Origin of the sequence: Dyadobacter crusticola DSM 16708, assembly GCF_000701505.1 — a bacterium.
In the GTDB taxonomy this organism is placed as follows: domain Bacteria; phylum Bacteroidota; class Bacteroidia; order Cytophagales; family Spirosomataceae; genus Dyadobacter; species Dyadobacter crusticola.
On record NZ_JNJB01000006.1, the window covers coordinates 150,535 to 175,474 of the forward strand.

General features: G+C 49.8%; 17 protein-coding genes. 9 read left to right on the top strand and 8 right to left on the bottom strand.

What is annotated here, in order from left to right; translation table 11 throughout:
• Positions 1–5: 5 nt before the first annotated feature.
• From Q369_RS0109120 to Q369_RS0109130, 3 genes are all read left to right on the top strand, one after another.
• The gene (locus Q369_RS0109120) at positions 6–2,231 is read left to right on the top strand and encodes a xanthine dehydrogenase family protein molybdopterin-binding subunit (protein ID WP_031527496.1); all 2,226 of its coding nucleotides are present in this window, start codon (positions 6–8) and stop codon (positions 2,229–2,231) included.
• A 66-nt stretch (positions 2,232–2,297) separates the two neighbouring features.
• Positions 2,298–3,974: a serine hydrolase domain-containing protein gene (locus tag Q369_RS0109125; RefSeq protein WP_035333188.1), complete on the top strand. Its 1,677-nt coding sequence runs from the start codon at positions 2,298–2,300 to the stop codon at positions 3,972–3,974.
• A gap of 179 nt (positions 3,975–4,153) precedes the next feature.
• Positions 4,154–7,141 carry an ATP-binding protein gene (locus Q369_RS0109130; RefSeq protein ID WP_084165691.1) on the top strand — a complete coding sequence of 996 codons (2,988 nt, stop codon included), beginning with the start codon at positions 4,154–4,156 and terminating at the stop codon, positions 7,139–7,141.
• Positions 7,142–7,176: 35 nt separating this feature from the next.
• Here Q369_RS0109130 and Q369_RS0109135 read toward each other — a convergent pair whose 3' ends face one another.
• The 5 genes from Q369_RS0109135 to Q369_RS0109155 form a co-directional block, all read right to left on the bottom strand.
• The gene (locus Q369_RS0109135; protein ID WP_031527499.1) at positions 7,177–8,331 is read right to left on the bottom strand and encodes an efflux RND transporter periplasmic adaptor subunit; all 1,155 of its coding nucleotides are present in this window, start codon (positions 8,329–8,331) and stop codon (positions 7,177–7,179) included.
• 9 nt (positions 8,332–8,340) lie between these two features.
• Positions 8,341–12,699 (bottom strand): CusA/CzcA family heavy metal efflux RND transporter, encoded by a 4,359-nt coding sequence (locus Q369_RS0109140; RefSeq protein WP_031527500.1) that lies wholly within the window; start codon positions 12,697–12,699, stop codon positions 8,341–8,343.
• 100 nt (positions 12,700–12,799) lie between these two features.
• Positions 12,800–13,177, bottom strand: a complete 378-nt coding sequence (locus Q369_RS0109145) for a hypothetical protein (protein ID WP_031527501.1) — start codon at positions 13,175–13,177, stop codon at positions 12,800–12,802.
• A gap of 77 nt (positions 13,178–13,254) precedes the next feature.
• Complete coding sequence (locus tag Q369_RS0109150; protein WP_031527502.1) at positions 13,255–14,685, bottom strand: TlpA family protein disulfide reductase; 1,431 nt, start codon at positions 14,683–14,685, stop codon at positions 13,255–13,257.
• Between the two features lie 129 nt (positions 14,686–14,814).
• On the bottom strand, positions 14,815–15,690 hold the full coding sequence (locus Q369_RS0109155; RefSeq protein ID WP_169739244.1) for a response regulator: 876 nt from the start codon (positions 15,688–15,690) through the stop codon (positions 14,815–14,817).
• 171 nt (positions 15,691–15,861) lie between these two features.
• Here Q369_RS0109155 and Q369_RS0109160 point away from each other — a divergent pair, with 171 nt between their 5' ends.
• On the top strand, positions 15,862–16,314 hold the full coding sequence (locus tag Q369_RS0109160; protein ID WP_229206781.1) for a VOC family protein: 453 nt from the start codon (positions 15,862–15,864) through the stop codon (positions 16,312–16,314).
• 3 nt (positions 16,315–16,317) lie between these two features.
• Here Q369_RS0109160 and Q369_RS0109165 read toward each other — a convergent pair whose 3' ends face one another.
• Entirely contained in the window at positions 16,318–16,788 is a 471-nt protein-coding gene (locus tag Q369_RS0109165) for a nuclear transport factor 2 family protein (RefSeq protein ID WP_031527505.1), read from the bottom strand.
• A gap of 78 nt (positions 16,789–16,866) precedes the next feature.
• Entirely contained in the window at positions 16,867–17,307 is a 441-nt protein-coding gene (locus tag Q369_RS0109170) for a GNAT family N-acetyltransferase (RefSeq protein ID WP_031527506.1), read from the bottom strand.
• A 94-nt stretch (positions 17,308–17,401) separates the two neighbouring features.
• On the opposite strand from Q369_RS0109170, the gene Q369_RS0109175 reads away from it, so the two are divergent.
• The 4 genes from Q369_RS0109175 (at position 17,402) to Q369_RS0109190 (ending at position 23,135) form a co-directional block, all read left to right on the top strand.
• Positions 17,402–18,205, top strand: a complete 804-nt coding sequence (locus Q369_RS0109175; RefSeq protein ID WP_031527507.1) for a hypothetical protein — start codon at positions 17,402–17,404, stop codon at positions 18,203–18,205.
• Positions 18,206–18,213: 8 nt separating this feature from the next.
• Positions 18,214–19,746, top strand: coding sequence for an alkaline phosphatase family protein (locus tag Q369_RS0109180; RefSeq protein WP_031527508.1), 1,533 nt, complete (start codon positions 18,214–18,216; stop codon positions 19,744–19,746).
• Positions 19,747–19,794: 48 nt separating this feature from the next.
• Positions 19,795–20,145 carry an iron chaperone gene (locus Q369_RS0109185; RefSeq protein WP_031527509.1) on the top strand — a complete coding sequence of 117 codons (351 nt, stop codon included), beginning with the start codon at positions 19,795–19,797 and terminating at the stop codon, positions 20,143–20,145.
• A 98-nt stretch (positions 20,146–20,243) separates the two neighbouring features.
• On the top strand, positions 20,244–23,135 hold the full coding sequence (locus Q369_RS0109190) for a PVC-type heme-binding CxxCH protein (protein WP_031527510.1): 2,892 nt from the start codon (positions 20,244–20,246) through the stop codon (positions 23,133–23,135).
• Between the two features lie 92 nt (positions 23,136–23,227).
• On the opposite strand, the gene Q369_RS0109195 is transcribed toward Q369_RS0109190, so the two are convergent.
• A complete protein-coding gene (locus tag Q369_RS0109195) occupies positions 23,228–24,427 on the bottom strand; it encodes a DUF748 domain-containing protein (protein ID WP_031527511.1) in 1,200 nt (399 codons plus the stop codon).
• A gap of 135 nt (positions 24,428–24,562) precedes the next feature.
• Between Q369_RS0109195 and Q369_RS0109200 the strand changes: the two genes are divergently transcribed.
• Positions 24,563–24,934 carry a hypothetical protein gene (locus Q369_RS0109200; protein WP_031527512.1) on the top strand — a complete coding sequence of 124 codons (372 nt, stop codon included), beginning with the start codon at positions 24,563–24,565 and terminating at the stop codon, positions 24,932–24,934.
• Positions 24,935–24,940 lie beyond the last annotated feature (6 nt).

Consider the following 24,940-nt stretch of genomic DNA (forward strand, 5'->3'; position numbering starts at 1 on the left):
CGATCATGGAGAATAGAGATTCGCTGGATAGGGTGGACGGGCCGGAGAAAGTGGCAGGTACAGTTACGTATTCAGCTGAATACAGGTTCAAAAACCTCGCACACGCAGTTTTGGTGACGAGTACCATTGCCAAAGGGGAAATCACTGGCATCGAAACCCGCCAGGCTGAAAATGCCCCCGGTGTGCTCGCCGTATTGACGCACCTGAATGCACCGGAGATACCCGGAAATCCCAAAGCAGTGCAACCTGCCGGCCGCGCAGCAGTAGGTACTGCTTTCCGCCTTTTTCATGACGCTTACATCTACTTTGACGGTCAGCCGGTTGCATTGGTTGTTGCTGAAACACCTGAAAAAGCAAAGTACGCAGCTTCTTTGGTGAAAGTGACTTACCAGGCCGAAAAGCACGCGACTGACTTTGAAGCAAACATATTGAATGCGGTAGTGCCGGGTAATGTACAAAGAAGCCAGAACTCGCCTTTCAAGGATTACGAACGCGGCAACCCCGGCGCGATTGCCAATGCAGCCGTAAAGATCGAAGCCACTTACACCATTCCCACGCAGCACCACCAGCCGCTGGAACCTCACGCTACAGTCGCGGTTTGGGAGGGCGATGATAAGCTTATTGTTTATGATAAAAATCAGGGAGTTAAGTCTGCTCAAGGGAACCTTGCGCAGACTTTTAAATTAAAAAGAGAGCATGTAAAGGTAGTTTCGAAATACATTGGCGGCGCGTTCGGCTCCGGTATCCGCGTGTGGCCGCATACCGTGGCGGCGGTGCTGGCGGCGAAGTATCTGAAACGTCCCGTGAAGCTGGTACTTGGCCGGGAGCAGATGTTTACGTCAGTCGGTTACCGGCCTTACACAGTACAAAAACTGGCAGTCGGCTCCGAGCGAAACGGAAAGCTGGTGGCCATGGTACATGAAGGTACCGGCCAGACTTCCCAGTATGAAGAGCACCTGGAACGTACCATTCTGGCAACCCGCGCCTTGTACGCCTGTCCGAATGTAGCTACGAAGTACCGCCTGCTGAACCTGGATGTAAGTACACCCACCTGGATGCGCGGCCCCGGAGATGCTACGGGTATGTTTGCATTGGAGTCGGCGCTTGATGAGCTTAGCTATGCGCTCGGCATTGATCCGCTTGAACTGAGGCTCCGGAACTATGCGGAGTTTGATCCCGAGAGAAACCTGCCTTGGTCGGCCAAGTCGCTCCGGAAATGCTATGAAACAGCGGCGAATGCATTTGGCTGGAAAAACCGGAAACCTGAGCCAGGTTCTATGAAAAGCAAAGGCGTGCTGACAGGCTTCGGAATGGCGTCGAGTTTGTACGGATTTCACCGGCACCCTTCGCAGGCGAAAGCAGTCTTGAACCGCGATGGTACGCTGGTCGTGCAAAGCGCCACGATGGACATCGGTCCGGGTACAGGTACCGCCATGACGCGCATTGCGTCTGAACAACTGGGTATCAGCAGCGACAAGATAAGGTTTGACCTGGGCAGCTCAGACCTGCCTGATGCGCCTGGACAGAATGGATCTTCCACAGTTCCGAGTGTAGGTTCGGCGGTATATGCCGCTTGTGAATCGCTGAAAACCAAATTACTATCGCTGGCCGGCACAATGCCCGCCTCTCCGTTTCAGGATATTGGCCTCAATGAAGTTTTGTTTGAAAACGGGCAGCTGGTTTTAGCGAGCAAAGTAGGAACATCCATTTCTTTCCGGAAAATTCTTGAACATCACAATTTGACGCAGATCGAGGCGCAGGAAGATTCCAGGTCCGGTGCAGAGCGGGACAAATATTCGATGTATTCTTTCGGCTGTCATTTTGTTGAAGTGCAGGTACAGCCGCTCACAGGCGAGGTGCGGGTGACGCGCGCAGTTACCTGTGCTGACGTGGGCAAAATCATCAATCCTAAAACCGCCCGCAGCCAGGCAATCGGCGGACTCGTAGGTGGCATTGGAATGGCGCTCATGGAAGCTTCGGTCATGGACCACCGCTTTGGCAGGTATGTGACCAGCGACTTTGCAACTTACCACATTCCCGTCCACGCCGATATACCGCAAATGGAGGTATTCTTCATAGACGAACCCGATCAGCACGTCAATCCCATTGGTGCGAAAGGATTGGGTGAAATCGCGATTGTGGGTGTGGCGGCTGCGGTTGCCAATGCAGTTTTTCACGCCACAGGCAAGCGTATCCGCGCGCTGCCGATCACACCAGACAAGCTTGTTTGATAATATCCCGACTGACAATTAGCTTGCTGTTCTCGAATCTTAAATGCAGATCTACTAGCCATATTCATGAAAAAAACCATTCTACCAACGCACAGCCTTTTCGTTTCATTGATGCTGCTGCTCGCACTGCCGCATTTGAGTAGCGCCCAGCAGGAAGATACTTCCCGCGAAATCGATAGGATATTTGAGCAATTCAAAAAGACAGACCGGCCCGGTTGTTCCGTGGTAATCGTGAAAAATGGTGAAGTAGTTTATAAAAACGGTTTTGGAATGGCCAATCTGGAATATGGGGTTCCGATTACTTCCGGTACTGTTTTCGACATTGCGTCTGTTTCCAAACAATTTGCCGGCGTGGCCATTTCTACCTTGGTACAGGAAGGTAAAATCTCGCTGGACGACGATATCCGCAAGTATCTCCCGGACGTACCTGATTTTGGCCACAAGATCACGATCAGGCACCTGGTACACCACACCAGCGGGATTCGCGATTGGCCGGAGGCACTCCGAATTGCAGGCTGGCGCTGGGATGAGGTGATTTCTTTTGACGATATCATGCGGATGGTCAAATACCAGCGCGACCTCGACTTCAATCCGGGCGAGCGTTATTCTTATTCCAACACCGGCTACAATCTGCTCGCAGCCATTGTAGCAAAGGCGAGCGGGAAAACTTTTAGTCAGTGGACAGACGAACAAATTTTCAAGCCGCTGAACATGAGCTCCTCCTGGTTTCAGGATGATTATACCAAACCGGTCAAAAACCTGGCTTACTCTTACTCGCCTGGTGAGGGCGGTTACCGGAAGGTTCCGGGCTCGCTTACTGCTTACGGATCCAGCTCGCTCTTTACCTCGGCCGAAGATCTGGGTAAATGGGTGATCCATTTTGATAAACAGATCGCAGTGGGAAATCCCGTTTATACGAACATGCTGAAACCAGGTCAACTGAACAATGGCGAAAAGGTAGACTATGCTTTCGGGCTGGCGAGAGACGAGGAGCGCGGAATAAAAACAGTTTCGCACACCGGCGGCTGGCAAGGTTACCGGACTATTCTGCTGAATTATCCCGAAGAAAAGCTCTCCCTGATCCTGCTCAGCAATGCGGCAGACTTCAACATCGCCCGCTTCTCCGCTGAGGTCTCCGAAGTTTTCCTGAAAGACAAATGGAAAAAAGATGAAAAAGGCGCGGCGAATGCAGGAGTCGGGCAATTGCCTACCGTCGCGCTGAATACATCACTCGCCCGGAAGTATGTGGGTACCTATGAACTGGGTCCCGGCTGGACCGTTGCTGTGACCCTGGAAAACGGCGCATTGATGGTGCAGGCTGTCGGTGAGCCGAAGTTCCCGGTTCAACCCAAATCCGATTCCACTGTCTGGATCGAGGCTTACGGTGCTTCCATGACTTTTGTTAAAGACCAGAAAGGAGAGTTTAATCTGCTTAGGTATAAGGATATCAAAGCAAAACGGGTGAAAATATATCCCGTTGATAAGCAATCATTTGGAGGGCTGGCCGGTACCTATTACAGTCCTGAGTTTTTCACCGAATACAAAGTGGATGTAGCCGGAGGAAAAGTTACAATGTACCACATGCGAAACGGAGATCTTGTGCTTACGCCCGACGCCACAGGCGCTGACCGGTTTTCAAGCAACATCGGGACAGTTCAGTTTACCAGAAATGCGCAGCAAAGTGTTACCGGGCTGACTTTCTCAGGCGGGCGCGTGAAGAACCTGCGTTTTGACAAGCGTTAGGGGCCACCTGAAAAATTAAAACGGCATTTGATCAAAATGAACAATGCGGTAAGTATTTTTAACAAAGTCAACTTTAAACATGTCCACGGGAGATTTCAGACCCGTTAATCATTGTCCTGATTGTTGGCATGGATTTTCTTATCAGATCCTGAAACCCGTTAAAAATCCACGACTCCGTAATGAGCCAAATTGTTAGTAAGACGCTTGAATTTCTAGTTGGAGGCGGTGAAATGGGGGAGAGGATCCGGCAGTTTGCCTGGGAAAAATCTCCGCTCGGTGTGCCGGAGGGATGGCCGCAAAGCCTGAAAACCTGCATTCGTATTATGCTCAGCTCCAAGCAGCCGATCTGGATCGGTTGGGGCGAGCACCTGATCAAGTTCTATAATGACGCTTATATCGATATCGTCCGCGGAAAACACCCTGGTGCTTTGGGCCAGCCTGCTTCGGTGGTTTGGAAGGATATCTGGCGCGACATCGAGCCCCTGCTCGAAAGGTCCATGCACAAGGACGAAGGTACTTATGTGGAATCGCAGCTCTTGATCATGGAGCGGAGCGGCTTCCCGGAGGAAACTTACTACACATTTTCATATACGCCCGTCCTCGGCGAAGATGGCCGGCCGGCTGGCATTATTTGCTACAATACTGCTGATACAGACAGGATTATCAACGAACGTTCGCTGCGGACGATGCAGCAGCTGGATACCCTGGCGCAGAAGAAGACGGAGGAGGAAGTATACGCGCAGGCGGCACGCGCGCTGGTCAGCAATGCACTGGATTTTCCTTTTGCGGTGATTTATAAAGTGTCGGATGAAGGGAAAAGGGCAGAAGTAGCGGCATTATCCGGCATTATTCCGGAAGATTTCAATATTTCAGGTTCTATTGATCTGAGCAGCGGCAGTTCACATTGTGAGGCGATTGCAGAGGCGGTAAATGCGCAGCGGATCGTAGAATCGAGCGATAGTAGCCGCTGGAAAACACTGCCCAAAGGCGCCTGGGATGTTTGCCCCCGGCAATTTGTCGACGTGCCCATTAAATCAGCCAATAAGAAATTCCCGATCGCTATCCTGACTGTGGGGCTGAACCCTTACCGGAAGTTTGACGATGCATATCGTAACTTTATTCAGCTCATTGCCGACCAGATTTCACTCGGGATCAGCAATGCGCAGGCTTACGAGGAGGAGCGGAAACGCGCCAAAATGCTGGAAGAGATTGACAAGGCAAAAACATTGTTTTTTACCAATATCAGTCACGAGTTCCGTACGCCGCTGATGCTGATGCTCAGTCCATTAGAAGAGCTTTTGAACAAACCGCAGATCGGACTTACTGAGACCGAGAAGCAGAACCTGGAAGTGACCCATCGCAATGCGGTAAGGCTGCTCAAACTCGTGAATACCTTGCTTGATTTCAGCCGAATCGAGAGCGGCCGGAGTATGGCCAATTACGTGCTGACCGACATTGCTGCTTATACCAGGAATCTGGCAGCGAACTTTCGGTCGGTGATCGAAAAAGCTGATTTGCAGCTGGTGGTCAAAACGGAGCCCGTTGCCGGGGAGGTGTTTGTAGATAAGCAAATGTGGGAAAAGATCGTTTTCAACCTGCTATCAAATGCATTCAAATTCACATTCAAGGGATCAATCACGGTAACACTCGTGCCGGGAGATCATGGGGTAGTGCTTACCGTGGAGGATACCGGAGTGGGTATCGCTGAACAGGAGCTGCCGAAGATGTTTGAGCGCTTTTACCGCATACAAAATAGTGCCGGAAGAACATTCGAAGGCACAGGAATCGGCTTGTCACTGATCCGTGAGTTGATCCTGCTGCACCACGGAGATATAAGGGTTGAAAGTGAGCTTGGAAAGGGAAGCCGCTTTATTGTGACCATCCCTTACGGAAAAGATCACCTGGATCCTACGCGTGTATTCCTGACCGATCCGGGCTTCGAGGATGTGACGCCCAGCCTGTATGTGGAAGAAGCCGCTACGCTGCTGCAATCTGCCGAGGTAGCCAATGCAGCGGAGGAGATAAACAGCCTGGCAGATACGATTCTGGTTGTAGACGATAACACCGATATGCGGCAGCACGTGCAGTCACTCCTGGGGAGGCAATACAGGACCATTCCGGCTGAAAATGGTGTGGACGCACTCCAAAAAATTGCCGAACAGACGCCTTCACTGATTTTGAGCGACATTATGATGCCGGAAATGGACGGTATCGAACTGCTCCGACATGTAAAAGATAATCCCGCCAGCGCGCAGATACCGGTTGTTCTGATTACGGCCAGGGCGGGAGAGGAGTCAAAGCTGGAAGGGATTGAAACCGGCGCAGACGATTACCTGGTGAAGCCATTCTCGTCAAACGAGCTGCTGGCTCGCATCAAATCGCAGCTGAAAATCTCGAAAACGCGCCGCCAGTTTACCGATGAGCTTGAAAGAGCCGTAAAGCTCCGGACAGAGGAACTAACTAAGGCGAACAAGGAGTTGGAATCGTTCAGCTACATTGCCAGCCACGATCTGCAGGAACCGCTCCGCAAAATCCAGACGTTTATCCATCTGATTGATAAAAACAAAGACAATCCGGAAGCCACGCAGAAGTACTACGAAAAGATCAACTCTTCTGCTCAGCGCATGAGCGAGCTGATCCATTCCGTGCTTACTTACAGCAGACTTTCAGGGACGGGACAAGAGCTGGCGAAAGTCGACCTGAACAACGTTATCAACGACATCAAGGTTGATTTTGAACTGCTGATTGCAGAAAAAGACGCGACAATCGTGACCGAAAACCTGCCGGTTATTCATGCAAATAAATTTCAGATGAACCAGCTGTTCTCCAATCTGATCAGCAACTCTTTGAAGTTCTCTCAAAAAAATCCGTGCATTACCATTAAATCAGAGCTGGTGGAAGGCAGGTCAGTTTCGGCTTTTCCGATTTTGCAACCAGAAAAGCCTTTTGCCCACATTATATTTACCGACAATGGGATCGGGTTTGAACAGGAGTTCAGCGAGCGTATTTTCAGCTTGTTCCAACGCCTGCACGGCAAGCAGGAGTATTCGGGAACAGGCATTGGATTGAGCATTGTCAAGAAGATCGTGGAGCAGCATGAAGGGTATGTCTCAGCCGAATCACGGCCTGGCGAGGGCGCGACGTTCCATATCTGGCTGCCGGTTTAAGTTGGCAGTTGCCCCGGAGCGCCGCACCTTGTGCCTTAACTTTCCTCGTCCGTATTCTTGATTTTCATCAAAAGCGCATACGCATTCTTGACAACCAGTTTCGTGTTGCTGCTGATCCCGCTTCCTTCAATCTGCTGGCGGCCTGCATGTACAAGTCCCGGCGTGATTTTGACCATTTCAAATTGTCCGCTGCCGCCGTCAGTAAATACGTATGAACTGTTTTCCCAGCGCACCACCGCATCCTCGGGCACGGTGAGTACCTTTTTGTTGCTGATCGATACATCGCCATTTACGAACATGCCGGGTACAAGCGTGGGGCTGTATTTTTCGAAGTGACAATGCACCTCAGCCATCCTGTCCTGATCCAGGTTTTTACTGATTAAAATGATCTCCGCCGAAAATTTCCTGTCGGGCTCGCTGTTGGTGTACGCAGTAACCCGCTGTCCGATCGAAAGTGACTGCAGATCTTTTTCAAACACATTCAATGCAAGGTGAATATCTCTGGGATCAACCAGTTCAAAAAGCATATCCGTCGGGGAAGTGTATTTACCCACATTCACATTCACCTGGGACACAAATCCATTGATCGGGGACACAATAGGTACTGACTTTGAAATATTATCCGCCTTCAATCCCGCGGGGTTAATGCCGATCACTTCGAGCTTTCTCGCGAGCGCATTCATCATGATCCTTTGTGTTTCCATTTCAGCTCTGGCCTGTTGAAAAACCTTGTCGCTGGCTGCCTTGGTTGCATTCAGGTCACGCTGGCGGGCGAATTCACTTTCTGCAAGTGCAAATTTCTCGCGTGCAGTCAGGTAGTCCTGCTGGAGCTGGATAAACTGCATATCTTCCAGTTCCGCGAGCACCTGACCTTTCTTCACGTGCATACCCGGCAGCATTTTAGTCGATTTCAGATAGCCGCCAAGCGGAAAGCTGAGGCTGACGGTACTCTGCGGCGGTACGTCGATTTTGCCGTGCAGGCTGAGTGTTCCGCTGATATTTTCGAGCTCGGGAGTCCCTACTTCGATGCCTACATTCTGCATTTGCTGGCTGCTGAAAGATACCAGCTGCTTCGAAGACGAGGAAGTTGCTGCGGTACCTGCTACGGGTTCGTCGGCAGGTGTTTCGGTGCGGCCGCTGCAAGCTGAAATCAGGCAGGCGCAAAGTCCGATCAAAAGGTATGTTTTCATGGTAAGTATCTAGTTATTGGTAAGTTCTAGTAATTGGATGACCGCCTGGTTGTAGCTGCTCAGCGCCTGTATGTAGTCTGTCCTGATCGTGATCGATTGGTTAACCAGGAAAGTCCATTGTATAAAATCGATTTCGCCTGCCTGGAATTGCTGGTCGGCAGTGGCGATGATCGCTTCCGCATTTTGCAGCGCCTGGTTGTCGAAGTAATCGAGGCTCTGCCTGAATTTCAGGACAGCTGCCTGGGCATTCGCACGTTCGGTTTGCAGCTGAGCGTGCAGGTACGCGGTTTCTTTTTGTGTTTTTTCAAAATCGGTTTTGGCAGCAGCTACCTTCGCCGACTGTGCTTTGAAAAACAGCGGAATACCAAGCCCGGCACTGACATAATGGAACCTGTTTTTACTGTTATAAGTAAGCTCTTGCCCATTCACAAGCTGAGAGCCGTTAATGCTCTGATTGTTGTAGCCAAGAGTCAAGTCGGGCAAGAGCCGCGCTTTCTCATTTTTCCAGCGGAACTCGGAAGCTTGCTGCTGGCTTCTTGCAAAGTCTAACAGCGGAATTTGATTCACGGAAGAATCCTGGACAGTCAGCAGGTTTTCAATGCGCGGACGCACTGCCTGCGGGATATACTGAATGCTGTCCTGCAAAAGCAAATTGAACGAACGGATAGCGATGGTGAGGTCGCTTTCGAGCAGGTTCAGCTGGTTGGTGATCTGCTGGCGCTGAGATTGCGCGGTTGTTTTTTCGAGTATGTTAGCTTCTCCCTTTTCAAACCGCATGTTGGATTTTGACTCAAAAAGATTGTAAATGCTGTCGGCGTACATCAGCAGCTTTCTGCGTTCTGCGAGATTGATGTACTCGTAAAACAGCTGCCGCACCTGCGTTTTCACTTCCAGTTCGGTCAGCCTGGTCTGCGCCTGCGCCGACTGGAAATTGGCTTCCAGCAACCGACGCTGGCTCGTGTACACAGCAGGAAAGCTAAAAGTCTGGCTAATCCCAAAACGGGTGTCCGAATTAACGCTGTTGAACTTGCCGATATCCGCATTGATGCTTGTTTTGTTGAGGTCAAAAGCGCTGGACTGTAATTGCCTGCTGCTTTCTTCATTCAGCCGCGCGCCTTGCAGTCTGAGATTCTTGCTCTGGGCAATTGAGATCGCGGTTGGAAGATCGACCGGTTTCAGTGCCTGCGCATTTGTATTTATTGGAATAAAAACCAAGAGCATTAACACCAAAGCCACGGTACCAGGCGGCAGTTTCTTTTTACCCTCAAACAAAAGGTACAATGCAGGTAACACAAACAAAGTCAATAAAGTAGCAGTGATCAACCCGCCGATCACCACCGTAGCGAGCGGCCGCTGCACCTCGGCTCCCGCGCCATTGCTGAGCGCCATCGGCAGGAACCCGAGGGAGGCGACGGCGGCAGTCATCAAAACAGGTCGCAGCCGGTTGCGGGTACCTGTGAGTACGAGGTCCCGGGGATCAGTGATCAATCCTTCCGCCTTAATCCTGTTGAACTCCGAGATCAGTACGATCCCGTTTAAAACGGCTACCCCGAAAAGCGCGATGAAACCCACACCGGCGGAGATACTGAACGGCATATCCCGCAAAGCCAGCGCAAAAACGCCGCCGATTGCAGACAGCGGAATGGCAGTGTAGATCAATGCGCCCTCGCGTACCGAGGAGAATGCGAAATACAGCATCAGGAAAATGAGCAGCAATGCAACCGGGACGGCAATGCTCAGGCGGGCTTTGGCTTGCTGCAGGTTTTCAAAAGCGCCGCCGTAGGTCACGCTATAACCCGGTTCAAAGCGGATTTTTGCATCTACTTTCTTTTGCAGCTCTTCTACGATCGACTGCACATCGCGGCCTCTCACATTGAACCCGACAATGATCCGCCGCCTGGTATTTTCACGCTGAATCTGATTCGGGCCTTCCACTTCGGCAATGCGGGCGACCTGGTAAAGTGGGACCTGAATGCCCGACGGAGTAGAAATGGGCAGGTTCTGAACATCGGTAATGTTTTTCCGGCCTTCGCTGCCGACGCGTACCACGAGGTCAAACTTCTTTTCTCCCTCGTAAATCTGCCCGGCGGAGGCTCCGGCGAATGCAGCATTAATCGTGCGATTAATATCTTCGATGTTAAGCCCATAGCGTGCGATTTCGCTTCGGTTAAAATCGATCACGATCTGCGGCATGCCGGTTACTTTTTCCACATACCAATCTGCTGTACCTGCTACCGTTTTTGAAATAGCACCGAGTTGCTCTGCGTACGTCGCCAGCTTGTTCAGGTCTTCGCCGAAAATCTTGCAGACCACATCCTGCTTGGCACCTGTCATTAACTCATTGAAACGCATCTGAACGGGGTACTGAAAGCCGGTTGTGATTCCCGGAACTACTTCCTGGGCAGTTTTGGCCATTTTGTCGGCGAGTTCCGGGAAGGTTTCAGCGCTGGTCCATTCCGATTTATCTTTTAAGACAATAATCATATCCCCGCCTTCGATCGGCATTGGATCGGTCGGAATTTCGGCGCTTCCTATGCGGGATACTATCTTCTCAACTTCGGGATAAGCATTTTTCAAACGCTCGGAAACACGGTTGATCGCATCGATTGTAGTACTCAGGTTCGTACCCACCAGTAGCCTGGTTTCAGTGGCAAAATCGCCTTCTTCCAGCTGGGGGATAAACTCTCCGCCCATTTGAGAAAATGTAAAAACAGCCACGCCGAACAATGCGAATGCGGCAACAACAAGTCCCTTTTTGAAATCCAGTGCGCGGATCAGCAGCCTTTGATAACCCACTTCGAGACGCGCCATAATACGGTCTGACCAGTTGGGTTTGTGTGCGACTTGCCGGCTGATAAAAACCGCGCTGATCATCGGCACGTAAGTAATGGATAGGATAAATGCGCCCAGAATCGCAAATGCGACAGTTTGCGCCATAGGTTTGAACATCTTACCTTCAATACCCGAAAGTGACAAAATCGGGAGGTAAACGATAAGGATGATGATCTGCCCAAAAACAGCCGCATTCATCATTCGGGAAGCTGAGCTGGTTACTTCACGGTCCATTTGTTCCCGCGAAATCGCGTGCACGCCTGCATACTGGCGAGATGAATGCAAATGGTGCAATATCGCCTCCACGATAATAACTGCGCCGTCGACGATGAGTCCAAAGTCCAGCGCACCCAGGCTCATCAGGTTGCCGCTCACGCCGAATGTGTTCATCATCGCAATTGCAAAAAGCATCGACAGCGGGATCACCGAAGCGACAATGAGGCCCGCACGCAGGTTACCCAGAAAGAGTACCAGGACGAGTACCACGATCAAAGCACCTTCCGAAAGGTTTTTTTCAACAGTACCAATCGCATTGTTCACCATTTTGGTGCGGTCCAGGAAGGATTCTATTTCCAAACCTTCGGGCAGCGTTTTCTGGATTTCTGCAATGCGGTTTTTGACATTCTTGATCACATCGGAGGAGTTGCCGCCCTTCAGCATCATCACGATCCCACCAGAAAGTTCACCTTTGCCGGCCATCGTCAATGCACCGTACCGGATCGCTGATCCCAACCTTACTTCGGCAATATCACGCACAAGTACCGGCGTGCCGTTTGTATTGGTCTTAACCACGATGTGCTCAATGTCGTCCATTGAACCAGCGAGTCCCACACTGCGGATGTACAGTACGGTAGGACCTTTTTCAATGTAGGCTCCGCCGGTGTTCTGATTGTTTTTACCCAAAGCTGTAAATACGTCGCTGATGGTCAGGTTTAATGATTTCAACTGTGCCGGGTTGACAGCCACTTCGTATTGCTTCAAATCTCCGCCGAAAGTGGATACATCGGCAACGCCAGGCGTGCCCAGTAGCTGGCGTTTGACGATCCAGTCCTGCGTGGTGCGGAGATCGGCGAGGGAGTATTTTTTTTCGAAGCCGGGTTTGGGTTTGATCACATACTGATATATCTCGCCCAACCCAGTGGTGACAGGCGCTAGCTCGGGTGTTTCTGCATTCTCATCGATCTCAACCTGGGCGAGGCGCTCGGTGACCTGCTGCCGGGCCCAGTAAATATCCGAACCATCTTCAAAAACAATGGTAATCAGCGAAAGTCCGAAGCGGGAGAGGCTGCGGCTTTCTTTCAGGCCAGGGATGTTGCTGGTGGCTTGCTCAATGGGAAATGTGATCAGGCGTTCCACGTCTTCGGCACCCAGTGAAGGTGCGGTAGTGATTACCTGTACCTGGTTGTTCGTAATATCAGGAACTGCATCTATGGGTAGTTGCGTCACTTCATAGGTCCCGTAAGAAACCCACAGGAGCATGAAGAGCGCAATCATCAGTTTGTTATGAACTGAAAATTGGATGATCTTATGAAGCATAAAGGATTGAGTATAAATACATAGCAAACGTGCTATGAGCCCGACCGGAAGTGAGCACATAGGGACGACAGGACAGACTTATCCTGTTGTATGTAAGTATTTAAACTCGCGGCGGGCGGAAGAGCGAACCCAGCGCAGCATTGTAATGCCCCTGCGGCTTGTCGGGGCCGTAATCGGCTTTCACAGGCCAGAAGGTATTTTTGAAGGTAAATGTGTTTGAAAATGGGACGAAAAGGAAGCTGGTATGCTGGATCTCAAATTTCTTGAAAGGCAGCTGCATATCCTTTTCGTCATCGTTATCGTTCAGGTCATCACCCCAATAATGCATCGACAGATAGTCTAAAAAGCTGATATCCTGGTTCAAAGCCTTATGCTCCACATAATGCCGGATCAGGGTAGGCACCTTGAAAACCTGGTACAACGAGGTCGTGTCCAGGATCAAAACGGTGAGCATGAAATGTAATATCAGCTTTTTCACGGCTCTAAAGTAGAGCCGCTTAGTTGCTTATGCAAGTATTTGTACGAATTCCCGGTTGATTATGTCTCCCGCGGGCACTAAAGATTGGCGTAAGCGGAGACGAATGCGATCCAGTCAGATCCAAATGGGACGGTCAGGTATTTTCCCTGCGGTGTAATGAGGATTTTGGTTGGATAGCCGGTAACAGGATAAGTTTTCTCGATCTGTTTGTCGGACATTGCAACCGGAAACGACAGCTTCTTTTCTTCCATGTATGATGCCACTTTCGCCTCGGTGTCGCGGCATGCGATAGTGAGCAGGGAAATCGTCTCCGGTTTTTTCAAGATCGTATTCTGATAAAATTGCTGCAAATCGGGATGTTCTCCCCGGCACGGGCCGCACCACGTTCCCCAAAAATCAATCAATACCCATTTACCTTTCACCTTTTCAGTTGAGAAAACGGACTTATCTGTCATTTCAAGTGCAAATGCCGGAGCTGAGCTGCCGCGCTCATTGATGCTCTGCAGCCAATACGTATCGAAATTGCTGTCATTATGATGAACGACCGTATAGAGCTTTTTCAACTCATTTTTATGGTCCGGATCGTCGAGCGCCATCTTGAGCAGCAGCGGCAATGCAAGCTTTTCATTCCCCGGCTGGCTGCGCAGGTACTGGTAGTAATCATTTTGAAATCCATTCCTGAAATTTCCAAAGAGCAGCACACTGTCGTCGAAGTATGCAGCGGCGCGGTTTCTGTCCGCAAGATCGGGACTGAATTCATAACCCAATTGAAGGTGACGCTGTTTTTCTCCGCCTTCTGCGTTTTCCGACGCGAGGTAATTAGTGGCGGCTAACATAAAACGGTGCCACGCGCGGTGGTTACTTTGTACCGAAGCAGTTCCGGTGGCCGGCTCAGCAAGCTGGCTTTTCAACTTTTCGTCTATTGTATTGAGCAACCGAGCCGCTAGCGGTCTTAATGTGGTGTTTTGCTTAACAATCTGGTAAATCTGCAAACCATAACGCCCTGACCTGTATTTGTAAATATCTCCTGAGAGTTCAGTTTCAATGAATGCATTTGTCAGCCTGCGCAGCGCAGCAGAATCTGCGCTTGCGTCCTGGATCTGGCTGTACTTATACAAAGGTGCAATGCACCGGGTCAGGAGCTTATTGTTATCTCCGGCCATTTGCGCGATCAGCTGCTTTGTAAATGGCTGCATCTTACGCTGGTAGCTTAGTTTGGCTGTGTCTGACTTGTCAAGGAGCGCGGGATCAAGGATTCCCAGCGCGAGATTATTGTGGATCATGTCTGTCAGCAGTGGCGCGAAGATGGTGTCCGATGCAAGTTCTTTTGCAAAGTGCCTGGCTGAGTCGAGGTTAGGGCGGGTTTGCGTGAAGTGGATAAACTGGTCGAATGCATTGAAGGCCGCCTGTGCCTTTTCAGCGGACTGCGCCTGTGCCGGGGTGGCTGTTAAGCCGATCAGCAATGTAAGTGCATAAAACAGGACGGAGTAGATTTTTGCTTTTTTCATGTTGACGGAAGTTTATTTTTACACTAAACCTGAATACGCGTCAACTCTACTCTTTGTGGCTGGTGTACAGTTACTTTCGTTTAAATGGATTTAGAAAATCTGCCGACAGCGGAAGAGCAATGCGGCTATTTAACCCACGTTCTTTTTAGGAAACCAGACCGTATTCCACCAGAAGTTATGCAGGTTCTGAAACTCGCTTTCCCATTTCAGCCTTGTACTGCCTTTGATCATGTAACCATTTGCCTTGTTGATATAGCTCTCCTGTATATCCTTAGGATCATCGGAGTAGCTGAAAACAATCAGCGGAATCGCGAGCAGCCTCTGTGATATCAGGGTTTCACGAATGTTTGTCAGGAGTTCAATGCCTTTGTCGCGGGTTGGAAAGTAGAGGTCAAGCAGCACCAAATGCGGCTTTTGCTGCATAGTCGGCAGCTGGGTCTTGAAGAAATGCATTACCTGTTCTACGGAGCCCAGCTCAATCACCTGCACGTCCGGCATCGTTTGACTGATCGCCGAATGAACAAACATCATATTATCCAGATCATCTTCTATCACTACAATGCTGGTATCACGCAGGTTGGGCTTGCCGATTGCCTCCGTCATGCCGTGGTAGGCGTGCAGGAAGCAAACATCAATGGACTGTGCCAGGTGGGTGTATTCCAGTTCTGTGACGGGTTTAACAATGTACGCATTGATGCCAGCCTCGTAAGCCCTGGTCACGAGCTCGTTGGTGGAAGTTGTGGACATCATCAGGATCGGAATATGCTGCGCGCGCACGTCGGCTTTCAACAGCGGAAGCGTTTCCAGTCCGTTCCTACGGGGCATATTCATGTCCATCAGGATCAGCACGGGGCCGTCGAACTTTTCCTGGGAAGTAATCAGCTCAACCAGCTTTTCACCGTTGCTTACCTCGATCACATTTACATCGCGGATGACGCGCTCAATAGCGTCCCGGATCAGCATCCGGTCGTCCTCATCGTCGTCGGCTAAATATATCGTTTTCAATGCGCAAGTGTTAATGTGTGAAACTAAGTCGGCGTCTCTGATTATATAAAAACAATGCCAATCCACACGCTTGCTGACGCTAATACCCCCCATTTAAGCCGGAAACACACCCGCTTTCAGCACTGTTCTTTTTTCAATTTTGTATCCGGTAAAACAAACCGCCAAAATCCATTGGATTCAGAGCTGGTTGTTCTTCATGGAAAACAAATTTCGGGACCAAAAATGGCGGTATATCCCTTCCTGACCTTTAATGGAAATTGCGGAGAGGCAATGCGGTTTTACCAGTCTTGTTTCGGTGGTGAGCTGCGGTTCAGGTACCTTGGAGAAGCGCCTCATGGCCGCGCACTTCCGCCTGCAATGCGGCAGCTGATCGTGCAGGCAAGTCTGGTTTCGGAGAATGTCAGCATTTTTGCTTCCGATCTGGGCAATGAAGAGGGACTTTATGCAGGCAACAGCATTTCGCTGCTGATCAGTATGCCGCGCAGCGAAATGTTGGAAGACGTATTCGGGAAACTGGCATGGCGGGGCGAGGTGATAACCCCCTTATTGCCTCAGACAGAAACCGGTCAATGGGCGACATTGACAGACCAATATGCTGTTCAATGGATTTTTGAAGTATTGTGATCGCTATTCCAGTGAATTATCGTAATACGTAAAATCCTTGGAGATCAAGCCGTTTTCTATGGTAAAGACAGTGCAGATCGGCAGTTGGAAGGTTGACTTGTCCGGTGCGGTGCCCGTGGATACGAATTCCACAATAATGTGGTTTTCACCTGACGGGTACACATTTACGATTTCATCTTTCAGGTCTGAAATCATCTGCGCCATCTCGGCGTATTTTTTCTCGGTTTCCTGGCGGGTCTGCTTTAAAATCCCGGTGCCTAGCGAAGGATCCTTAAACTCTGCTGTTTCCGTATACATTGCTGCCATTTTCTTCCATTCATGATTATTAAAATGCTCGAAATACTGTCTTACCAGCTTCTCGTTTGCGGAGGTACCTGTACTATTTTCTTCTTGAACTGGCTTTTCAGCCTTTTCAGCGTTGTTGCAGCCAAAAGCGGCGGCCAGGAGCAGGGCAGTGAGCAGGAGATTTTTCATGAAATTCGAAAATGATTTGGAGAGAAACTTGGTTTCGGGAAGATAGCAAATCATTGCCCAGGTTCAATGCGGCTACATTCAGGGTAGTTCCAGATGTAGGATCGGATAAGGTTTTCCCAATCCGTCAAAAGGTGAGCGGCTCGCGATCTTGAAGCCGAGGTGCTGGTAAAAGGCAAGTGCATCGGGATTCTGTTCATTGACATCCACTTTACGAGCGCCGTTTTGCAGGGCGTGCTGCATCAGTACCTTGCCTATTCTTTTGCCAAACTGATCGGGGTGGACAAACAGCATTTCCACCGTCTCTCCCGAAACACCGCAAAAACCTAGTATGCCATTAACCGTGTCCCTGATGCAAATGAGCTGCAATGCAGCCAGGTATTCATTCAAAACCAGCGGCCTGAAAAAAAGAATATCGGATTCAGGTAAAAAATGATGCGTGGCGCGCACCGAGGCTTCCCACAGATCGGTCAGTTCGGGATAGTCTTCTTTTGCAGGGATCGTAAGTGTATACTGTTCCATTCTTCATGTTCAATTAACGGCCGAAAATAAACAATAACATCAATTTAATGAGTAAGAGGAGGTGCAGACTACTTTTGTCAGACAATATGATCTTATGAAAATGAATCTTTTGAACCGTTTTTTATTCCTGGTGATCTTGCTCGGCGCGCCGCTGTTGAAGGCCCAGTCTCTTCGTGAGCTTGCCAGTATTCAGGTCAAAGAAGCCAAGCAGGCAGTGGCCGTTGACGGCGCTCATTTCTATGTGATCAACAACAGTACGATCAGCAAATACAGCAAGAAAGGTAACGAGCTTGTTAAAACCTGGGATGGTGAAAAAGACGGGATCAAACACCTGAACAGTGGCGTGGTGATCAAAGGCAAGCTTTATTGCGCCAATACCAATTATCCCGAAATCCCGATGGCGAGCTCGCTGGAGATCTTTGATGTTAATTCAATGGAACATATCGGCAGTCACAGCTTTGGCATTGCATCGCACGGGTCGCTCACCTGGGTAGATCAGAAAGACGGGTTCTGGTACGCTGGGTTTGCGCATTATGCAGGCAAGGAAGCGAGTGAGGGACGCGATGTCCGGTGGACTTCGCTCGTAAAGTTCGATATGGAATGGCGGGAGCTCGAATCCTGGGTTTTTCCCAAAAATCTGATCGCTCTTTTTACTCCCAAAAGCAATTCAGGGGGTGGCTGGGGGAACGATGGAAAACTATACTGCACCGGCCACGACCGTGGTGAGCTGTATGTACTCAAACTCCCGAAATCCGGCTACACACTGGAACATGTAACGACACTCCCGGCACCGATCGAAGGTCAGGGGATAGCGTTTGATCATTCAGTGAAAGGTTCGGGGGTTCTCTACGGGATCAAACGATCGGAGCAGGTAGTAACTGTTTCAGAAATAAAATAATTGTTGTTATGAAAAAGCTGTTTGCAGTTGTTTGCTGTCTCCTTCTTTTGCCCGGACTGGTCGCCCTCGCGCAAACCAAAAAGCCCGGCGCAGGTCCTAAAAACAAAACCCTGATCGTCTTTTTCGACGGACTCCGGCCGGATTACATTACTGCCGAACAAATGCCGAACCTGTTTGCATTCAAAGAAAAAGCGGCATTCGGAGCAAATCACCACAGCGTTTTTCCAACTGTAACGCGCGTTAACTCGGCTTCCTATGCGACGGGATCTTACCCTGGGACACACGGCTTGCTGGGTAACTCGATTTACATTCCCGAGGTGAAATCAAATGCGGCGATAGGTACGGGTTACGGTGATTTAAGTCAAATTCCCGCAGCGACCGGCGGCGGCATTCTGACGGCTCCCTCCCTGGGCGAGATATTGGAGTCGGCAGGTGAAAAGATGATGGTTTTTAGTTCAGGGACTACCGGACAGGCTTTTTTACAAAATTACAAGGTAAGCGGAGGCGCGATCGTCAACCCGGGCCTGATCCTGCCGGAGACATTCAAAGCCCAGGTTTTAGCAGAAATGGGGGAGGTCACCAAAGAAGGAAATGAGGATTTCAACCGGCATAAATGGGTAACCGATGCTTTGCTGAAATACGGACTTGCCGCAAATGGGCCGCTTGTCAGTGCGATCTGGCTGTCGGATCCTGACGGCGCGGCGCATGAACATGGGATCGGCTCACCGGAAGCTGTGGAGGCAATTAAATTTGTAGACGGACAGTTTGGACGTATTCTGGATGCGATCCAAAAGCAGGGCCTTGCTGATAAATGGAATATCATTATCTCGACGGACCACGGTTTTGTGACCCAGATCGGAAGTATCAGCTTAACCGATTTTCTCGTTCAGGAAGGTTTAAAGCAGGATAAAGAGTCGGACGATGTGATTGTGGCAGAGGGAAGTATTTATGTAAAAGACCACAACCCGGAAACAATACAGAAGATCGTTTCTGCATTGCAGGAGGAGGAATGGATCGGGGCGATATTCACCAAAGCCAAACAGGCGGGCGACGTAAACGGCTGGATAGAAGGTACTTTTGCCTTTGATGCTGTCCACTTCAATCATCCGCGCGCGGGAGATATCCTGGTAGCGCCGGCCTGGAATGATGTGAAAAATGACAAGGGCTTTGCCGGTACCGACTATACAAAAGGAAAAGCGGGACACGGAGGATCCAGTCCGTACGAGATACACATCGCGCTTTTTGCAAAAGGTCCTGATTTCAAAAGCGGCGGGACAACCGAGCTGCCCACCTCGAATATCGACATTGTACCTACTATACTTCAGATCTACAACATTCCCCAACCAGCTGGAATGGACGGGCGCCCTGTATCGGAATTGCTGAAAAAACCTTCAAAATCCATTGGTAAAGCCAGGAGAGAGTCGCTCAAAACGGAGGTTAAGCATTCATGTGGTACCTATTTCCTCACACTGGAAATGTCGGTAGTAGGCAAGTACCGGTACTTCGACCACAGCAAAACCGAGCGGGTTTTCAGCAAATAGGGTCAGTACGATGAAAGTTTTGACGTAATCCAACTTACATTCATAACGATGGCAAAAAATCCAATAGAGACAGTCGACGCGTACCTGGCTTCGTTGCCGGAAGAAACGGCAACGAAGCTGGAACAGATCAGGCAAACAATCCGGGAAGTCGTGCCTGGTGCGGAAGAAGTGATTTCTTATCAGATACCAACATTCAAACTGAATGGGCGCTATCTGATTTATTATGCCGGCTGGAAAAAGCACATCGCATTGTATCCGGTTTCCGGTGAAATGGTCGAAGGTTTGAAGGAGGAGCTGGCAGGTTATAAAGGCTCCAAAGGTTCCGTTCATTTTCCTCTAAACAAGGAAATGCCACTCGACCTTGTTCGGAAGATCGTAGAATGGAAGTTGAAAGAGTGATTCAAGAGCGGCCGGTTGCAGCAGAAAGCCTATAAGTAAAATAGTAAACAGGGTTTCTTTTCTTTTCTCAAAATGAAAGAAATTCTAAATACCATTATATGAAAAGGTTTGGCTTAATTCTGGCTTCTTTGCTGATATATACCCTGGTTCCCACCGACGACGCGCTCGGTCAGAAAGGCAAAGCAACACCTGCAAAGGCAGGGGCGGCAAAAGCAGATACCGGAAAATACGACCGGGATTATGCGTTGGAAGCTACTATGCTGGGTTTTTTTGCGCCTGATGGTGCCCGAAATCCAACTCTGAAAGCGAAAAAGGGCGAGCGCGTCAGGATCAGGATTACGAACGGAGAGTTGATGACCCACGATATCGCGCTGGAAAAGCTGGGCATAAAAAGTAAGGTTATCCTCGAAAAAGGGTCAAGTACCGCCATTCAGTTCGAGGCAAAAGAGAGCGATACTTACTTCTGCTCGGTTCCGGGGCACCGTGCGGCTGGAATGGTCGGGAGCTTTGAGGTAGTGGAAGGCGAAATTAATCAGCAAACTGTGGCCGGGCAGCTGCCTGCCCGGAATGGAAAACCGCTGAACCTGAACTTCGAAACTGGAAATCTCAGCGACTGGACTGCACAGGGAGAAGCTTTCGCCAACCCGATCTTCCATACTGATCCTTCTCCGGTACACGAAAAAGAGCTGCATATCGGTTTTGATGGAAAATACTTTCTGAGCAGCGGCGGCACTACCAATGCGAAACTGACCGGTACGCTCACTTCTGCACCTTTTAATGTTACCCAGCCGTTTGCGGCATTCAAGGTATCCGGCGGTGCTTTGCAGGATACGAGAGTGGAGCTGGTGCTTGCGGGGAGTGACAGCATTATTTACCATATCACCGGACAGGGGAGAGCTACTTTGCAGCCTGCGGTGGTTGATCTTCAAAAATACCTCGACAGGGAAATTTTCATTCGTATTATCGATAACGAAACGGGCATCTCGCAGATACCCTATATACCAAATGATAAATGGGCGCACATCAATTTCGACGAATTCCTGTTTTATCCCAGCCGCCCGGCGTTTGCCAATGAACTGAAACCGGCGGATATTATTATCTTGCCGCCCCTTGATCCTGTACTGAATGCCGGTCTTTCAGGAGAGAAGGCAGCAGCGGCGATGACGCCGCCCAAAGGCTTTAAGGTTACCCTGGCTGCGGCTGAGCCCGATGTAGTAAAGCCGATCAGTTTTACAATTGATGCAAAAGGCAGGCTCTGGGTTGCGGAAGGGCATACTTACCCGGTGCGTGCGCCGGAAGGGCAGGGAAGGGACAGGATCCTGATTTTGGAAGATACAAATGGAGATGGTACCCTGGACAGCAAGAAGGTTTTTGCAGAAAACCTGAACCTGATCAGTGGAATAGAAGTGGGAATGGGCGGTGTGTGGCTGGCTTCTGCACCTTATCTAATCTTTATTCCCATTGACCCGAAAACCGACAAACCGGCCGGCCCTGCCCAAACGCTGCTCGACGGCTGGGGACTGGACGATACCCACGAAGTGCTGAACAACCTGCGGTGGGGACCTGACGGCTGGCTGTATGGTACCCACGGCGTTTTCACGCATTCGAATGTAGGAAAGCCAGGCGCAACGGATGCGCAACGGACGAAGATCAATGCAGGTGTCTGGCGCTTTCACCCGACTGCGCGCACGTTCGAGGTTTTTGCAGAAGGGTCGAGTAACCCGTGGGGCATTGACTTCAACGACTACGGGCACCCTTTCATCACCGTATGCGTGATCCCGCACATGTACCACGTGATACAAGGCGCGCGCTACCAGCGGCAGGCAGGCCAGCATTTCAATCCATACACTTACGACGACATCAAAACGATAGGTGACCACGTGCATTGGCTGGGCGAGCGCGGGCCGCACGCAGGTAACTTCCGCTCGGCAGCGGCTGGCGGCGGGCATGCACACGCCGGTGCGATGATCTATCTTGGACATTCCTGGCCGAAGGAATACCGGAACCAGATTTTTATGAACAACATCAATGGCGCCAGATTGAATATTGACCACTTCGAGAAGAAAGGCTCCGGCTATGTAGCTCAGCACCGTCCCGATTTCATGGCGATGAACGATTCATGGTCGCAGTGGCTCAATTTCAAGTACGATGCAAGCGGGTCTGTGTGGGCGATTGACTGGTACGACAAGAACCAATGCCACAGCCCGAATCCCGATGTGCACGACAAGACAATGGGACGTATTTTCAAGATCACCAATGAAAATGACAAATGGGTGAAAGTTGATCTGACAAAAGCTTCCGATATGGATCTCGTGAATCATCAGCTGAATGAAAACGAATGGTATGTGCGGCAGGCGCGGACGATTTTGCAGGAACGCGGCGCAAACAAGAAAGTACACAAGGCGCTCAAAGATATCCTCGCTAAAAATCCGGATGAAACAAGAAAGCTGCGGGCACTCTGGACTTTACACGTTACCAAAGGATTGGAAGAAAAAGATCTGATGGAACTGCTCTCCAGCGGGAGTGAGTACGTGCGAAGCTGGGCAGTGCAGCTGATGATGGAGGATAAAATGGTATCGCCGGAAGCACTTGCCAAGTTTGCTGAAATGGCAAAGAATGACCAGTCAGCGGTGGTGCGTCTGTATCTCGCATCAGCAATGACGAGGATCGAGCCGGCACAGCGCTGGGAGGTAGTGGATGCATTATCCCAAAGAGCCGAAGATAAAGACGACCACAACCTCCCATTGATGGTATGGTATGCAGCCGAGCCGCTCGCAGCCATTGATATGAAGCGTGCGCTCCAAATGGCTGAGAAGTCGAAGCTGCCTAAGATCCTTCCTTATACCATTCAGCGCGTCGCTGCGATCGGTACGGAAGATTCTAAGAAAGCCTTGAAAGACCTTAACGAAAAGCTCGGCCACAACGGATCGCACGAAAACCACGAAAGTCAGATGTTAATCGGAAAAGTGCTGGAAGGCAGCAGCAAGTAAGGTTTTGATAAAAAATACCTGTAAAACAAACAGCGCCCGCATCCATGAATGCAGGCGCTGTTTCTATAATAGCTTGAATAGCTCGGAAAAGCTTAGTTCTTTTTCTTCTTTTCCTCCTTTTTCCGTTCTTCCTTTTTCTCCTTCTTATCTTCATCCTTCCCGAAAACCTTTTGTAAAAAGGTCTTTTTATCTTCCTTCGGCACTTTAACCGAACCGATCGAAATCTCATTATCTATCGAAGGCTGCAATGCAGTAATGAATGCGTTTTGCAGGACAGTCGCTATTGCCAGCCAAATATTCGTTTTAGGATCATCCATCCGGCCGCGGAAAGGAATCTTGGTAGCTACCTGATCTTTTCGCTGGTTTTCAAAAAGCTCACCAACTCCACCGGCAACTGCTTCCCACATCTGGCGGAACAGGTTATCCTTCCGGTCTTCCTTTCCAAGCACATCCAGGTTTTGAATAACAGGTTTGACATAACCCGTAAACGCTTCGTCCTTCGCCGCTACCTCAGTGTATAGCCCAAAAATCCCGTCATTCACATCGATCTTGGCATAAGCCTGGAAGAAGTCATTCATTTTGACAAGGTTCGTGTTTTTAAGCTCCGCACTGACGTCGAATGTAGGAGAGTCGGCAAGGGGATTGAGCTTTGCATCAGCGCGTAAAGTGCCGTCGTACAGGTTTGCTGTCATGTTCACCGAGGCGGGCAGGACAGAGCTTGAATCGTAGCTGTTCCGAAGGTTGCGCGCAATCAAATGCAGGTTGGTCATTTCCAAACCAACATTGGGCTTCGTGGTAAAGTCGTTGTACTGAATTTTCCCGCCGTTAATCTCCGCGACGTTGATGTTGAGCGGCATAAACCTATTGAGTACCTTCCGGAAATCAGCTGAGTCTTTTACAATTTCCTGTGGTTCAACTTTGTCTTTTGTAAACACCAGGTAGGGCTGTTGCAGGAAAACCTGTCCCACGATCTCGCCCTTGAAAAGGGCCTTCCATTCCACAGCAAGATCAATTGCATTGGCTGCGAAGAATGGGGTTTGTTTACCTGTTATTGTATCCGATTTGTTAAGATAAATGCTGTCGATCCGGTATGCACCGCGGATTATTGCCAGATCTATGTCGTCGATATGCCCGTAGTAACCATTGATATTAGCCAGACTTTTGTTGGCATAATGAAGAACAACATACGGTAATATAAGTCTGATCACAACCAGCAGCGCTACAATGCCGATAAAGATTTTTAATGCTCTCCTTTTCTTGCTTTTCCTGTGTGTAGTTGATCCGGGGGCCATATTTTAAAGTTTTAAGTCAAAAATCAACATCATGCACAGAGCGTTAAAAACAATCGTACCAGCAATCCTTTGTATTTATTACAACTTTCCTGCTTGACGGAGTGTCTGTGATGTAATACTATTCCGTTAACTACTATGAAAAAAACATTACCTCTTTTGCTGCTCCTGCTACTTGCGCTTTCCTGTAAAGAAAAAAAAGTTGCCAAAAATGTTGAAGCCTGCGGGGTACGCGATCCGATTCATAATCTGCCGTGGCTCCGGGACCTTGTCGAAAAGGCGAAACAGAATAAGGAAGCGAACGTGATGACGATCAGCCTGGTTCAGCTTCGCGGTGAGCCGGTTATCAATTATACCTTGTCGTATATGTCATGTATGGGTTGCTATAATTTCCATTGTGACGGCACTCGGGTTGATATGGGTATCTACACTGAGGCCGAGATCAGGGAATTTCAGAAGAACGTTTGGGACGAGAAGGGTAGTCGAATTGTGCTCTGGCCTGAGAAATAGTTCTAT

Coding starts and splice junctions, on each gene's coding strand:
- Q369_RS0109120 (WP_031527496.1), top strand. CDS start 6: ATGGAGAATAGAGATTCGCTGGATAGGGTGGACGGGCCGGAGAAAGTG.
- Q369_RS0109125 (WP_035333188.1), top strand. CDS start 2,298: ATGAAAAAAACCATTCTACCAACGCACAGCCTTTTCGTTTCATTGATG.
- Q369_RS0109130 (WP_084165691.1), top strand. CDS start 4,154: ATGAGCCAAATTGTTAGTAAGACGCTTGAATTTCTAGTTGGAGGCGGT.
- Q369_RS0109135 (WP_031527499.1), bottom strand. CDS start 8,331: ATGAAAACATACCTTTTGATCGGACTTTGCGCCTGCCTGATTTCAGCT.
- Q369_RS0109140 (WP_031527500.1), bottom strand. CDS start 12,699: ATGCTTCATAAGATCATCCAATTTTCAGTTCATAACAAACTGATGATT.
- Q369_RS0109150 (WP_031527502.1), bottom strand. CDS start 14,685: ATGAAAAAAGCAAAAATCTACTCCGTCCTGTTTTATGCACTTACATTG.
- Q369_RS0109165 (WP_031527505.1), bottom strand. CDS start 16,788: ATGAAAAATCTCCTGCTCACTGCCCTGCTCCTGGCCGCCGCTTTTGGC.
- Q369_RS0109170 (WP_031527506.1), bottom strand. CDS start 17,307: ATGGAACAGTATACACTTACGATCCCTGCAAAAGAAGACTATCCCGAA.
- Q369_RS0109175 (WP_031527507.1), top strand. CDS start 17,402: ATGAAAATGAATCTTTTGAACCGTTTTTTATTCCTGGTGATCTTGCTC.
- Q369_RS0109180 (WP_031527508.1), top strand. CDS start 18,214: ATGAAAAAGCTGTTTGCAGTTGTTTGCTGTCTCCTTCTTTTGCCCGGA.
- Q369_RS0109185 (WP_031527509.1), top strand. CDS start 19,795: ATGGCAAAAAATCCAATAGAGACAGTCGACGCGTACCTGGCTTCGTTG.
- Q369_RS0109190 (WP_031527510.1), top strand. CDS start 20,244: ATGAAAAGGTTTGGCTTAATTCTGGCTTCTTTGCTGATATATACCCTG.
- Q369_RS0109195 (WP_031527511.1), bottom strand. CDS start 24,427: ATGGCCCCCGGATCAACTACACACAGGAAAAGCAAGAAAAGGAGAGCA.
- Q369_RS0109200 (WP_031527512.1), top strand. CDS start 24,563: ATGAAAAAAACATTACCTCTTTTGCTGCTCCTGCTACTTGCGCTTTCC.